14 protein-coding genes are annotated in these 14,507 nt (G+C 35.5%); 6 read left to right on the top strand and 8 right to left on the bottom strand.

Features of this window, described 5'->3' with window-relative positions; all coding sequences use genetic code 11:
- Positions 1-4 precede the first annotated feature (4 nt).
- From QSV08_RS16750 to pdxA, 4 genes are all read right to left on the bottom strand, one after another.
- Positions 5-1,021, bottom strand: coding sequence for a beta-ketoacyl-ACP synthase III (locus tag QSV08_RS16750; protein WP_324024857.1), 1,017 nt, complete (start codon positions 1,019-1,021; stop codon positions 5-7).
- 233 nt (positions 1,022-1,254) lie between these two features.
- Positions 1,255-1,452: a 50S ribosomal protein L32 gene (gene rpmF, locus QSV08_RS16745; RefSeq protein WP_324024856.1), complete on the bottom strand. Its 198-nt coding sequence runs from the start codon at positions 1,450-1,452 to the stop codon at positions 1,255-1,257.
- 7 nt (positions 1,453-1,459) lie between these two features.
- Positions 1,460-1,990 carry a YceD family protein gene (locus tag QSV08_RS16740; RefSeq protein WP_324024855.1) on the bottom strand — a complete coding sequence of 177 codons (531 nt, stop codon included), beginning with the start codon at positions 1,988-1,990 and terminating at the stop codon, positions 1,460-1,462.
- 122 nt (positions 1,991-2,112) lie between these two features.
- Positions 2,113-3,165, bottom strand: coding sequence for a 4-hydroxythreonine-4-phosphate dehydrogenase PdxA (gene pdxA, locus QSV08_RS16735; RefSeq protein WP_324028384.1), 1,053 nt, complete (start codon positions 3,163-3,165; stop codon positions 2,113-2,115).
- 139 nt (positions 3,166-3,304) lie between these two features.
- Here pdxA and QSV08_RS16730 point away from each other — a divergent pair, with 139 nt between their 5' ends.
- The gene (locus QSV08_RS16730; protein WP_324024854.1) at positions 3,305-3,889 is read left to right on the top strand and encodes a riboflavin synthase; all 585 of its coding nucleotides are present in this window, start codon (positions 3,305-3,307) and stop codon (positions 3,887-3,889) included.
- Between the two features lie 4 nt (positions 3,890-3,893).
- Here the strand turns inward: QSV08_RS16730 and QSV08_RS16725 are convergent, their stop codons facing one another.
- Complete coding sequence (locus QSV08_RS16725; protein WP_324024853.1) at positions 3,894-4,982, bottom strand: acyltransferase family protein; 1,089 nt, start codon at positions 4,980-4,982, stop codon at positions 3,894-3,896.
- A 4-nt stretch (positions 4,983-4,986) separates the two neighbouring features.
- Positions 4,987-6,798, bottom strand: coding sequence for a sodium:solute symporter family protein (locus QSV08_RS16720; RefSeq protein ID WP_324024852.1), 1,812 nt, complete (start codon positions 6,796-6,798; stop codon positions 4,987-4,989).
- Positions 6,799-6,873: 75 nt separating this feature from the next.
- Between QSV08_RS16720 and QSV08_RS16715 the strand changes: the two genes are divergently transcribed.
- The 3 genes from QSV08_RS16715 to QSV08_RS16705 all read left to right on the top strand — a co-directional run bounded on the left by QSV08_RS16715 (position 6,874) and on the right by QSV08_RS16705 (position 10,215).
- Positions 6,874-7,629 (top strand): sulfite exporter TauE/SafE family protein, encoded by a 756-nt coding sequence (locus QSV08_RS16715; RefSeq protein ID WP_324024851.1) that lies wholly within the window; start codon positions 6,874-6,876, stop codon positions 7,627-7,629.
- A 458-nt stretch (positions 7,630-8,087) separates the two neighbouring features.
- On the top strand, positions 8,088-8,486 hold the full coding sequence (locus QSV08_RS16710) for a hypothetical protein (protein WP_324024850.1): 399 nt from the start codon (positions 8,088-8,090) through the stop codon (positions 8,484-8,486).
- Between the two features lie 205 nt (positions 8,487-8,691).
- Positions 8,692-10,215, top strand: a complete 1,524-nt coding sequence (locus QSV08_RS16705; protein ID WP_324024849.1) for a GH3 family domain-containing protein — start codon at positions 8,692-8,694, stop codon at positions 10,213-10,215.
- A gap of 4 nt (positions 10,216-10,219) precedes the next feature.
- Here the strand turns inward: QSV08_RS16705 and QSV08_RS16700 are convergent, their stop codons facing one another.
- On the bottom strand, positions 10,220-10,849 hold the full coding sequence (locus QSV08_RS16700) for a hypothetical protein (protein WP_324024848.1): 630 nt from the start codon (positions 10,847-10,849) through the stop codon (positions 10,220-10,222).
- Positions 10,849-12,273 (bottom strand): cardiolipin synthase, encoded by a 1,425-nt coding sequence (cls, locus tag QSV08_RS16695; RefSeq protein WP_324024847.1) that lies wholly within the window; start codon positions 12,271-12,273, stop codon positions 10,849-10,851. Before cls ends, QSV08_RS16700 begins: the two co-directional genes overlap by 1 nt.
- A 133-nt stretch (positions 12,274-12,406) precedes the next feature.
- Here cls and QSV08_RS16690 point away from each other — a divergent pair, with 133 nt between their 5' ends.
- Positions 12,407-12,817 carry an arsenate reductase family protein gene (locus QSV08_RS16690; RefSeq protein WP_324024846.1) on the top strand — a complete coding sequence of 137 codons (411 nt, stop codon included), beginning with the start codon at positions 12,407-12,409 and terminating at the stop codon, positions 12,815-12,817.
- Positions 12,818-12,896: 79 nt separating this feature from the next.
- Positions 12,897-14,453 (top strand): hypothetical protein, encoded by a 1,557-nt coding sequence (locus QSV08_RS16685; RefSeq protein WP_324024845.1) that lies wholly within the window; start codon positions 12,897-12,899, stop codon positions 14,451-14,453.
- Positions 14,454-14,507 lie beyond the last annotated feature (54 nt).

Below are 14,507 nucleotides of genomic sequence, written 5' to 3'. Positions count from 1 at the left end.
TAAGTTATAATTGGTCGTTGTTGTTGCTGTTATAAGCCCATTTTAAGTAGATAGAACCCCACGTAAAGCCACCACCGAAGGCTGCAAATACAAGGTTATCTCCTTTTTTAAGCTGTTTTTCGTAATCGAATAATAATAGTGGTAAGGTTGCCGAAGTGGTGTTACCGTAGCGCTGAATATTCATCAACACTTTTGATTCGCCTACACCCATTCTTTTAGCTGTGGCATCAATTATACGCTTATTCGCTTGATGCGGCACTAGCCAATCTACATCTTCTTCAGTAAGGTCATTTCGATCCATGATCTTCGCTGCTACATCTGCCATATTAGATACAGCAAATTTGAACACCGTTTTACCTTCTTGAAAAATGTAATGTTTTTTATTGGTCACACTTTCTATCGTGGCCGGCATTATAGATCCGCCACCTTCCATACCCAAAAATTGTCTTCCGCTACCATCTGCTCTCAAATACTCATCTTGCAAACCAAGACCTTCTGTATTTGGCTCAAAAAGTACAGCACCGGCACCATCACCAAAAATGATACATGTAGTACGGTCTGTATAATCAATAATCGAGGACATTTTATCTGCCCCTATAAGTAATACTTTTTTATATCTACCGGTTTCGATATGACCGGCAACTGTTGACATGCCAAAAAGAAAACTTGAACATGCAGCTAATAAATCGTAAGCAAAGGCGTTAACGGCTCCAATTTCTGAAGCAACAAAAGCAGCTGTAGAAGCTACCATACTATCAGGTGTTGCCGTAGCAACTATAATAAGGTCTATTTCTGAAGCATCTAGCCCCTTCTTCTCCATTAGGTCTTGTGCCGCTTTAATGGCTAAATACGACGTACCTTCTCCCTCTTCCTTCTTTAGTACCCTTCTTTCTTTTATTCCCGTTCTGCTAGTAATCCATTCGTCATTGGTATCAACCAAATCTTCAAGCATTTTGTTGGTCATTACAAACTGGGGAACATAGCCTCCTACCGCGGTAATAGCTGCTGTAATTTTGGTCATACTTTATTTGCTTTCTTGTAAAAAACTTAAAAAACCTGTCAAAAGTCATGAAAATTAGTGATTTTCAACGACTTTTTGGGTAAAGTTATCGGGTTTTTGAAAAATTGCAATTAATAGCCATATCCGTTTAACCCCTTAGATTATCTGAATAACAAGGCGCTAAAAAACAAATTGGGCTAAAAAAAACTCCCTCCTTCAAATGAAGTGGGAGTCTAGTATAATGTAAAAAGGTATTAAGCTTCTGCTTCTTCGGTTTTGTCAACCAAAACTTGACCTCTATAATGTAATTTTCCTTCGAACCAGTGAGCTCTGTGAAATAGGTGAGTCTCGCCAGTTGTAGAATCTGTAGCCAAAGTAGGAGCTACTGCCTTATAATGTGTTCTTCTTTTGTCTCTCCTTGTTTTGGAAATTTTTCTCTTAGGATGTGCCATTTAAACCTTATTTATCCGTTAATAGTTTCTTTAATTCGTCCCAACGGGGATCGCTTTCTTCTTTTTCTAATCTTTTCTCTTTTGGTTGAAGCTCGTTTAACCTGTCTAACACTTCAGATTTTAAAGTGCCATCTTCAATACCAGGATGAATTCTTTTTTGTGGAACTGCCAATACAAGCATTTCATACACATACTGATCAATGTTCAATTGGTGTTCGTTATGAGGAAGAATTAATATTTCGTCATTCTCATCATTATACTCTTCACCAAACTTAACTACCAAATGCAAATCTCCGCCTATAGCTTGATCATACGGTTCGCTAGTTATGTCACAATCAACATTCACTGTTCCTGATGCTTCCAAATCAACCTCCATCATTGTACTTGTCTTATTAAGTACTACATCTAAATTGATGTTGGTAGCGTTGAATTCATCGTATCCAAAAGAATCAAAGAACGTATTTTCAATCTGGTAATTAAAGTTGTGTTTCCCTTGCTTCAATCCTGAGAAAGGAATATTGAACTCCTTTTGCTTCATCTCGTACACACTTAAATTAACACTAATCGCCCACAAAAGGCGGGTGCAAAGATACTATAATTTTGATAAAAGACAATAGTTATCAACTATTTATCTTTATAACTTTTTAATCTATTCAAAAATTAACGTTCTCTCTTTAAACGCTGCTTTTTTAATACATCTTTTGTTAGCTCTTCGTACTCGGTTCTATTCTTAAATATCTTCAGCGCCATAAAGACCGCTTCTTTGAACGAACTCTCGTCAGCTACCCCTTTTCCTGCTATTTCATAAGCAGTACCATGATCTGGCGATGTTCTAACTTTACTTAGACCTGCCGTAAAATTCACGCCTTGACCAAATGATATTGTTTTAAACGGAATTAAGCCTTGGTCATGATATGCAGCCAAAATTGCATCGAACTTTTTGTAGCCATCAGATCCAAAAAAGCTATCTGCCGAGTACGGACCATATACCAAATGACCCATATTTGACATTTCTTTTATCACTGGCTTCATTACCTCATCGTCTTCTTTGCCAATTACGCCATTATCTCCGCTATGCGGATTTATACCTAACAAAGCTATTTTTGGTTTACGAATACCAAAATCCATCATCAACGACTTTTCTATAGTATTTATCTTATCGCGTATTAATCTTGGTATTATAGCTGCAGATACATCTTTTACCGCTACGTGATCGGTCAATAAACCAACCTTTAAGGTATCGGTCACCATAAACATCAAACTTTCGCCTTCTAATTCTTGTGCTAAAAAGTCGGTATGCCCTGGGAATTTAAATTCTTCTGACTGAATATTGTTCTTATTGATCGGTGCTGTCACCAATACATCAATATCTCCCTTTTTTAAAGCATCTACTGCTGCTCGTAATGATTTAATAGCATATTCGCCACCTTCTTTAGTTGCCTGCCCAAAATCAATTCTAGGCATTTCTTTCCAAACATTTACAATATTGATCTTATTGTCTATGGCTTTTGAAGCTTCGGGTATGCCATTGAAAACAATATTCAGATTCAACCGCTTCATTTGAAAGGAAACCGTCTTATTGGAGGCAAAAATAACGGGAGTACAAAAATCTAACATTCTGCTGTCTTCGAATGTTTTTAATGCTACCTCACAACCTATTCCGTTCAAGTCTCCTATAGAGATACCTAACCTTATTTTCCTATTTTCCTCCATGATAATCTGTACCTTTGTAACCCCACTCAAAACCTTAATATTGGTTTTGACTTCCCCCAAAGGAGAGGTAAAGTGGTTATCCCATGTATACATTGGGATATAAATATTGAAGCACAAAATTACTTAAATTAAACGACACATGTTTACGGGAATTATTGAAACATTAGGTAAGGTTACTTCTCTTGAAGCTAAGGGCGGTAATTTAGATATTACTATAGAATCTAATTTAACATCTGAACTGAAAATAGATCAAAGCGTAGCACATAACGGCGTTTGCTTAACCGTTGTTAGCTTAACCGATACTACATATACTGTAACCGCTATTGCCGAAACCTTAAGCAAAACCAATCTTGATACTTTAAAAACAAACGATACCGTAAATTTAGAACGTGCTATGATTTTAGGATCTCGATTAGACGGACATATTGTGCAAGGCCATGTGGATCAAACGGGGGAATGTACTAGTGTGAAGGAAGATAATGGCAGTTGGATTTTCTCTTTCACTTACGATGCCAAAACAGGAAACCCGACTATTGAAAAAGGTTCTATTACCATTGATGGTACAAGTTTAACGGTAGTGAATTCTGGTAAGAATACTTTTGAAGTAGCGATTATACCTTATACCTACGAGCATACTAGATTTAATACTTACAAACCGGGTACTATTGTAAATCTAGAGTTTGATGTTATTGGAAAGTACGTTGCCAAGTTGATGGCAAAATAATCGGCTATACCTTAATAAATATCTTTTTCTGATATAGAATATAGCCCACAAGGCTATAAAACAACACTACACTTAGCCCATATAAAAGGGATGATGTTTCTAGTGCTAAAAAATCATGAACATATACGGTTTGAAACAACCACCCATGTAACGAGGTGTCGCCAATTTGTATTTGCCCCATTACCTTACTGATGAAACTTGACAAAAAATAAATAACAATAGCATTTGCCCCGGCATATCTGAAGACAGAACCGAATTCTATTTTCTTGACGTCGGTTAAGTAATAAATAAGTGCTAAAATCAAATTTGCCCAACCTGCGGTTACCAACACAAAACTACTTGTCCAAAGGGCTTTATTGATTGGAAAAACGATATCCCAAATGTGCCCTATAATTAATAGACTGCCGCCCAGACCCATTAAAATAGTGGCTTTCTTTTCTTGTTTACTGGTTAAAATGAGACCTGTGAATACTCCCAATAAGGCGCTAGCAATTGAAGGTACCGTACTTAATAATCCTTCTGGGTCATAATCTGCTTTGTAGTTGTGAGAACCGAATACTTTTACGTCTATCCAATTGGCTAGATTATTTGGCGCTCTTTCTAATGTTGATGTCACTCCTTCTACAGGAACAAATGTCATCAGCAGCCAATATCCTATTAATAATATCCCCGTTACCCAAATCAATTGTTTCCAATTCAGGTTGACGAATAATAATGCCGCGAAAAAGAATACGACACCGATTCGCTGCAAGACCCCAGGAAAACGAATATCACTAAAGCTTTTAAAGAACGGAAAATGAATAAGAAATGCGCCTAAGAAGAGTCCTAATACAATTAACTTCAACGCTCTTACTGCAATCTTTTTATAGGCTTTAGCATCTACGGTTCTATTTTTATAAGAGAAAGCAATTGATGTACCCACTATAAATAAGAAAAATGGAAAAACTAAATCGGTCGGCGTATAGCCATGCCAATCTGCATGGAGGAAAGGGGCATACACATTGGACCATGTTCCTGGTGTATTTACCAAGACCATTAACAATATGGTTGCTCCCCTAAATATATCTACCGATAAAATTCTATCCTTTACCATCTAGCTATAAGATGTTTCCTTTTAAGCGGTTCCAAGCTTTAACCAACAATACTCCTGCTATTGCAGAAACAATGGTTAAGACGATAGCTTGTGTGGTTCTACCATAGATCCAATACCCTGTAGCGAACATTATAGAATAAATTAGAACTACCCCTAATAACATTGCTGTTATACCGGCAGGTACACTCCATTTTTCTTTGTCTTTTACAATCTCAACTGCATCGGTTTTTGCATCGGCTACCACTTTAGACCAACCCGGACCACCTGGTTGAATCTTCCTGTAGAAACTTCTCAAAGTATCGGTAGATTCTGGCTGTGTCATGAATGTTGCTATCAACCAAATCGCCGTAGTCAACACTACAATAAATATGTATTCTGACCAGTCTGGAAAAAGACCCGTTTCCGTGGCAAAAAGATATGCACCTACGGGAGTCAATTTTAATATGATAGAAATAATACCTGATGCGAACATCGCAGTAATCTCACTCCATGCATTAATTCTCCACCAGAACCATCTTAGTATAAATATTAGTCCGGTACCTGCACCAAATGCTAATAATATATCAAATAACTGAAGCGCATTTTGTAGCAATAATGCCAATGCAGCACTAAATATCATTAAAACAACCGTTGAAATTCTACCTACCGCAACCAATCTTTTTTCAGATGCATTAGGATTTATTTGTTGCTTGTAAAAATCAAAAACAATGTATGAAGACCCCCAGTTTAACTGCGTACTGATGGTACTCATATATGCCGCAATTAAAGATGCCAATACAACACCCAACAATCCGCTAGGCAGTTTGGTCAACATTGCTGAATATGCTAAATCATGACCTAATTTATCGGGAGTTACATTTGGGAAAGCTTCTTGTATGCTTGCCAAATCTGGGTATACTACTATTGATGCCAAGGCTACCAAAATCCACGGCCATGGTCTTAATGCGTAGTGCATAATATTAAAGAAGAATGTTGCACCAATTGCATGATTTTCATCTTTTGCCGCTAACATACGTTGCGCAATATAACCACCACCACCTGGCTCTGCACCTGGGTACCAAGAACTCCACCATTGCACAGCTAGGGGAATTATAAATAAGGTAATCAATGCTTTCTTATTACTAAAATCTGGTAATATATTTAATTTTGAAGCTACGTTTTCATTCGCCATTAACGCTTCGATACCGCCAACTTCAGGTATATTAACTAGGTAATAAGCAGCACCTATCGCACCTGCCATGGCTACAAAGAATAGAAGAAAATCAGTATAAACAACACCTTTGAATCCGCCAAGGGCGCTAAAGGTTACTGTAATCAAACCAGCACTTACAACCGTTTGCCAAGGTTCTAAGCCTAGCATAATGCTTCCTATTTTAATCGCTGCCAATGTTACGGCAGACATGGTAATTACATTGAAAATCACTCCTAAATAAATAGCCCTAAATTTTCTTAAAAAACTAGCCGGTTTTCCGCCGTAGCGCATTTCATAAAATTCTAAATCTGTATTTACATTCGACTTACGCCATAGTTTTGCATAAACGAAAACGGTCAACATACCTGTTATTAAGAAACACCACCATACCCAGTTACCAGAAACGCCGTTGGTACGTACAATATCTGTTACCAAATTGGGAGTGTCTGTTGAAAATGTCGTCGCTACCATTGAAAGCCCTAAAAGCCACCATGGCATGGTTCGACCTGATAGAAAAAATTCTGAAGAATTTTTACCCGATGTTTTTGACACATAAAACCCTATGCCTAAGACAAGGGAAAAGAAAACTATAATAAATGTATAGTCTAACGTACTGAGTTCCATAAGTTGGTTTTAGGTTGATTGTTAAAGATATATTATTTTAGGACATTCTTATACCTAATACGCTAAACGTACCACGTGCTTCTATCAATAACTACAGAAATTACCCCAACCGCTTGGATCCTTGCATCAATTGCAACTTTTATCATAGGATTATCTAAAGCTGGCATAAAAGGTATTGCGGTTTTAAATGTCACTATAATGGCATTGGCATTTGGCGCAAAACAATCTACAGGCATGGTAGTACCGCTACTTATACTTGCTGATATTTTTTCTGTTATCTACTATAATAAATATACACAGTGGAAGTATGTTTTTAAAGTTCTGCCGTGGATGGTATTCGGCTTACTGATTGGCGTTTTCATTGGAAATGAATTACCTGAGAAGTTTTTTAAAATAGGCATGGCGACCATAATTATCATTACTGTAGGTATGATGTTTTATTGGGACCGTAAAAAAGACAAGACCGTACCTTCTCATTGGACATTTGCTGGATCTATTGGTATCATAGCAGGTATTACCACCATGGTCGGAAACTTAGCAGGCGCATTTTCCAATATTTACTTTTTAGCCATGCGCTTACCTAAAAATCAATTTATAGGTACTGCCGCTTGGTTATTTTTAATCATAAATATCATTAAACTACCCTTTCACTTTTTTGTTTGGAAAACCATCTCCATTGAATCGCTGACCTTAAACTTAATGCTTCTACCAGGTATACTTATAGGTTTCTTTGTAGGTATTCGGTTTATTAAACACATAAAAGAAGCCTTCTTTAGAAAGATGATTTTGGTTTTGACTGCTGTGGGTGCTGTGCTTATTATGCTTAGTTAGTGGTGAGTTTTATTTTTAAGTTTTAAGAAATCCAATTATATTTAATAATGAAAAATTATAATCTGTGGAGTATTTCAATTTGTCTACTAATAATAATTATCACTTTCCTTACCTTCAATGATACTGAACCCAGCATGGGAAAGGCAATTTTATTGATTTATTTTATGTATCCTATATTCGGAATTAGCATATTAATGCTAATCCTAACCTTTATAATTGCAATAACCGGTAAAAAGCTTTTTAATGGCTTAACAATTATAAATATTGGGGTAATATGTTTGACAGGAACTTCACCTTTCTGGTTAATTTGATTTAAACATATATTTTGTGTTGACAAATTTATCAGTTGAAAGAGCTTAACACAGATTATTATATAACTACTCTAATTTGAAATATTCTCCTATAACACACAAAGCTAATCTTATATTTGAATCTTGAAATAATTGATCTTACACATTATGAAAAAGATTAATCAGGTAGTTTTAGTATCTCTTACTGTACTGATTTTTGGATGTCAAACTGATTTTGACTCTGTTAAGTGGAAATCAAAATATGACGGTTTTTATCCACAGCGTAAAAAGATGGTGAAATCCTTAATAGATTCTGAATTATTATTTAACAACTCTCAAGAACACGTAATTGAAATATTGGGCCCTACAGACTCCAAAGACACACTTAATAACGGAAATATTGAATTGACTTATAATGTTCAAGAATCTTACGGTTGGGATATTGACCCAAGATATACTGTTAATCTAAAATTACAAATCGATACCACTAACAATACCGTTGTCTTAATTAATTTAGTTGAATCTGAAGATAGAAGAAGCCTACTTGAAAAAATAACAACGGATTAAATTACTTTTAAATAAACGGCACGCAATTCGAACTTTTGGGCAAAACTAAAGTTCTGCTCATAATTGTATGTAAAAAGTAAAGAATTAAATACTAGGCTCTTCGTTAAACCACCAACCCAATAAAGTTCACATATTTCAGATTAGGGTTAATCTTTACCCCACGTAACCAGTAATTTAGCAGTACTAACCTAAAATACCGTTATATATGAATATCATAGGAAATTTTATAAAAGGAGTTATCGATATTACCGACAAAATTACTGGTGATGACAACCCTATTGAAGATCAAAAAGCTGTTCTCCAAAACCTTTTAGAAACCGCAAAAGAGACTTCTTTCGGTAAAGCCTATGAATTTGAACGTATTTTAGAAAGTGATGATCCGCAGCAAGCATTTCGTGATGCCGTACCTTATTTTGACTACAATCAAATCAATGAGAAATGGTGGAATAAACTGCACGAAGATCAAACCGATGTTACGTGGCCTGGTAGTCCCGATTATTTTGCATTGAGCTCTGGTACTACAGGAAAAACCAGTAAACGTATTCCTGTAACCGATGCTATGATTGATGCTATTCGACAAGCAGGAATTAAACAAGTTCTCGCTCTTTCTAATTTTGACCTTCCGGCAGATTTCTTTGAAACAGGAATTTTAATGTTAGGTAGTTCTACTGATCTGGTTGAAAATGATGACCATTTAGAAGGTGAAATTAGCGGTATAAGTGCGAGTAACATTCCGTCTTGGTTTAGTGGCTACTACAAACCCGGAAAAGAGATTGCCCAAATTGATGACTGGGACGAACGTGTTGCCAAAATTGCCGAGAAAGCTGCAGATTGGGATATTGGTGCGCTAAGCGGCATCCCTTCTTGGATAGAATTGATGTTGAAAGAGGTCATCAAAAAGCACAACCTCAACAACATTCACGAAATATGGCCAAACCTACAGGTATATACTTCTGGCGGAGTAGCATTCGGACCTTATGAAAAGAGTTTTAATGCCTTAATGGGGAAACCTGTAACGGTAATTGACACGTATTTGGCATCCGAAGGTTTTATCGCCTTTCAAGCCAGACCAGAAACCGATGCTATGAAATTGGTGACCGATAATGGAATCTACTTTGAGTTTGTTCCTTTCAATCCTGATTATATTTTAGAGGATGGTTCTCTATCTCAAGATGCTCCGTCATTAACATTATCCGAGGTTGAAACCGGTCAGAATTATGTGCTCATAATAAGTACCGTTAGTGGTGCATGGCGTTACCTTATTGGTGATACTATCGAGTTTACCGATGTGGAACGTGCTGAAATAAAAATAACAGGGCGTACCAAGTTCTTTTTGAACACGGTTGGCTCGCAATTATCTGTCAATAAATTGGATGATGCACTACAAGACATCATGGAAATTTTTGATATTGAAATCCCTGAGTATACACTTTGTGCAAAAAAGTATCAAGACGGATTTTACCATACCTGGTATTTGGGAACTACAGCAACGCAAGATGCTGAAGCTATAGCTGAAAAGCTAGATGAGTCTTTAAAAGCCGCAAATAAAAATTATAAGGTCGCCCGTTCTAAGGCATTAAAGGGAGTGAAAGTTTTTACTATTAATCCTGATGTGTTTTATGATTGGAACGATAGCAACAAAAAGAAAGGCGGACAAGTAAAAATGGAACGTGTGATGAAAGAAGAAAAGTTTGCCGAATGGGAAGCTTTCGTAAATAAGCATGATTAAGTGCTTATTTACCTTGGCTCAATGCATCTCTTTCTTCAACTAATAACATAATTTCTTCTGGAGATAAGTACAGGTTTTTAATACGATCAACATATTCTTGTGTTAACCCTGCTTCTTTTAAAATAAACTCTTTGGTGGCAAGAATATAAGTTTCCATACCATGGGTAACGGCAAAAGAATCTGCACGGCGCTCAGCATCTCGTATATAATTTTCTGAGGTTACATATTTAAAGCCGAAGCCTATTAAATTAAAACCACTTCGCTGCTGATAATCCATTACATGACCGAGTTCATGACCTAACCACCCAATCATAATTTCTGAAGGAATGTCTTTAGTATAGTATACCGAATCGGCAATCTTTATTCTTTCGCTAATCAATATATTATAAGTTCTATTTTTCTTGGATTTAAAGACACTCCAAAATGAAGGTTGTGCCTGCATTGTTGACTTCTTGATTTCCTTTTTAAACTTGAATTCAATTTTAGTATTAGCAAGCTCAGGATAGTGAGAAAGTGCAATTTTTGCTTCTTCAGTTATTTCATCGGGTATTGTATGTTGTGCAGATGCAACCATAGTGTAACTTAATAGTATTAAGATTAAATAATTTGATTTGTGCTTGAATAGGTGTTTCATTATAGTAGCGGACTAAAGAATTTGGCGAGACCTTCTAAAAATTTACTGAACGGTGATCTCTTTTTAAATTTTTCTAAATCTACCTTCGCCTCTTCTGTACAATGTTTAGAAAACAGCTCTTCTATTTCAGAAGCTTTTTCTTTATCATACAAAATAGCATTGGTTTCAAAGTTGTGCTCAAAACTTCTATAATCAAAATTTCCAGATCCTACAGATACTATTTCACCATCAATGATTATGACCTTACTATGCGAAAAATCTGGTCTTAGGTAAATATTGGCACCTACTTCTAGCAAAGCTTCAAAAGTTGAAAACATACTATATTGAGCCAATAATGAATCTGATATTTTAGGGGTTAATAACGTTACTTCTACTCCGCTTAATGCTGCAATTCTTATAGCTTCTAAAACCGGTTCTCCAGGAATAAAATACGGATTCGCAATACAAATACGTTTTGTAGCAATATTGATCATTGCCAAGTATTGCTGCATAATTGCCGGATATCTAGAATCTGGTCCGCTAGAAATTATCTGTGCTACCGTATCTCCTTGTGGTTCTACTTTTGGAAAGTACTTGTCTTGAAGCAACAATTCTTCCTTTCCGGCAAAATGATAGTCTTTTACAAAAACGCGTTGTAAACTGTTTACTGCAGGACCTTCTATCTTCAAATGTAAATCTTGCCACACACCAAGTTCAGAGACCGGTTTCATGTATTTATCAGACACATTGAATCCTCCTGTGAAACCAACTTTGCCATCAATGATTATAATTTTTCTGTGATTTCTATAATTAAGGGTGAACAATAGATTTCCGAAACGAATTGGCATCGTCGGATATGCTTTTACCCCAATATCTATAAACCGTTTTACTCTTTTACCACGCATAGAATTGCTTCCAAAAGAATCATATAACATTCTAATTTCTACACCTTCTTTTATCTTTTTCTGAAACAGTTCGTGAAATCTGTCCAACAACATGCCTTCTGCTAAAATGTAATATTGAAGGTGAATAAAATCTTCAGCTTCTTCAATGGCTTTAAATATTGACCCGAATGCTTCTTCACCACTATTTAATAAGGTTACATTATTGCCTTTGTAAGGAGCGAAATAACTATTTTTTCGAATGAGCGACGCTAGTTTATTTCGTTTGTAATCTTCAAATTCATGTACACTTTGCTCACCGCCTTCAAGTTCTTTATGGGTTTCTGAATACAGTCTTCTTTTTTCGGTTTGCTTTAATTTGAAGAGTTTAAATTTTCTTCTGTTAATTCCAAAAAGGTAATATAAAAGCGGACCTAAAAAAGGAAAAATTATTACAGATAAAGACCAACTAATCATCTTAGTTGCTTTGGATCCATTAAATATAATATTGACTATACTCCATAAAGTTACCGCTATGTATGCAAGCCAAAAAATGGTATTCATGATTAATTGTTTTGTTCCTTAACAAGATACTATAATTTGCTTAAGCCCTTGTTTGATTAAACCTATCAAGATACTTTTAGTTTTAAACGAGTTAATTACTACCTCGATATGTGAGTACTTTTAAAAAAAAGTAATGGGAGTAATCGCTATGGACAAAAAACAGATAACCTTATATTATAGTTCGCAAAATTCAATAGGCAAACAACTAAATGCCTATGTTGAATCTTCTGGTAAAGATCATTTAACTATAGATATTTCTAAGACGAACGTTACGGGTACGCAATGGGCAGAACTTGCTGATGGTCTAAATAAAAACATTTCTGATTTGGTCAATACCGACCACCCAGACTTTAAAGAAGCTTATGGCGAAACATCTGTTGATCTTGATGATGATGGTTGGTTGAAAGTACTGGACAAGAACCCTAGTTTACTCAAAAACGCCATCGTTATAAAAGGTAAAGATTTTATTGAACTAACCAGTGCGTCAGATTTTAAGCAATATATGGATCCTGATAGTGCAGGTATAGAAAAGCCTTATAAATAACAGCGATTATAGAAATTCAACGTTTAAGTTGATACATAGGGTTGCTAAACTTCTAACCACATTCCCTTAAATATTCCTTATGTACAAAATTCTAAAATGGCTTGTTCTACTTCTTATTTTCTGCGTTGGTGGCTATATGCTTGCCGAATGGAAAATGAAAAAAGAGGTCGTTAGCTTTTTAGAAAAAAAGGTGCCTGATCATATAGACTTTTCATACGATAAATTGACTATCAGCCTAATGAAAGGCAACATAGCATTTAAAGATGTTGCCGTAGTTAGTTTGGGTAAGCAGACTTCTTCTTGCGAAATTAAAGTGGATGCCGAAATGCTCTCTATCACAGGAATTGACTACTGGAAAATTCTATTTCAAAAATCTATCTACATTAAATCGCTAACGCTTACCAAACCTCATCTAAATTTTAAAACTTGCCCTGAAGACACTGATAATGTAGTTGCCAATAAAAGCAACCCTATCAAATTACTAAAAAAAATATTTGTTGAAGAAATCATATTCGATGCTGGTAAGGTTGAAATTTGGGACGCTAGTGAAGAAGTCTCATTAATAGCTGTCGACCAAATAAATCTATCCTTAAAAGAAGTAGCTACCGACCCAGAAATTATAACCAAATATGTTCCCTTTACATTCTCAGAATATACTATTGAAATTCTAAATTTAAACGCTCCTTTAGGTGAGTTCGAAGCGCTAAAAATGCAATCAATGGTGATGAACGATGCCACTATTGATATTACTAATATATCGCTAGCTACAAAACTTACTAAAGTTGAATTGAGCAGAGAAATTAGATATCAAAGAGATCATGTAGACTTATCTATTCTCTCAATAAAAGTTGAAGACCATAACTATTTAGTCAGTAATGATTCGCTTCAAGTAAACTTCAAAGAACTTATACTTTCACAGCCTAAACTAGAAGTTTACCGCGATAAGTCTAGATTAGAAGATTTTAGAAACAAGTCTCTTTATGGTAAATTATTGCAAAAACTGCCCTTTAAAGTGGCAATTGACTCCGTTTTTATCGAAAAAGGAGCAATAGTCTACGAAGAGAATATTCCGAATAATGTGAAAGCCGGTGCATTGAGTTTTGAAAATTTAGATGCAACAATCAGTAATTTATCAAATAAAAAAAATATTAAAGACCCTGTTCAAATTCAACTAAATGCCGATTTAATGGGAACAGGGAAATTTCATCTTAATTGGCAATTTGATGTTTATGATCCCCGAAGTACTTTTCTGATTTCTGGCGGATTAGCCAACTTCAATACTTCAAGTTTAAATGATTTTCTGGTGCCGAACTTAAGAACACAAACTACAGGAACTATCGACCAACTTTACTTTACTATTTCTGGAGACGAATATGTTGCTACAGGAGATATTAAAATGAGATACGAAGATTTTAAATTTCAAGTACTCAACAAAGAAAGAAACGGAGTAAAAAAAGTACTTTCATTTATTGGCAATCTATTTATAAATGATGGGTCAAAAACAGATGAAGATGGGTATAGATATGGTGATATAGAAACTGAACGAATAAAGAATAAATCGTTCTTTAATTATCTATGGGTCAATTTACAAGATGGTCTTTTAGACGTACTGACAGGTAACGGAAAGAAAGATTAGACTAAATGATTTAAAAGTAAAAAAGCCAGGTAGTAAACTACCTGGCTTCTCTTT

This window comes from Maribacter sp. BPC-D8, from assembly GCF_035207705.1.
GTDB lineage: Bacteria > Bacteroidota > Bacteroidia > Flavobacteriales > Flavobacteriaceae > Maribacter.
This window is presented reverse-complemented; position numbering and strand designations above follow the sequence as displayed.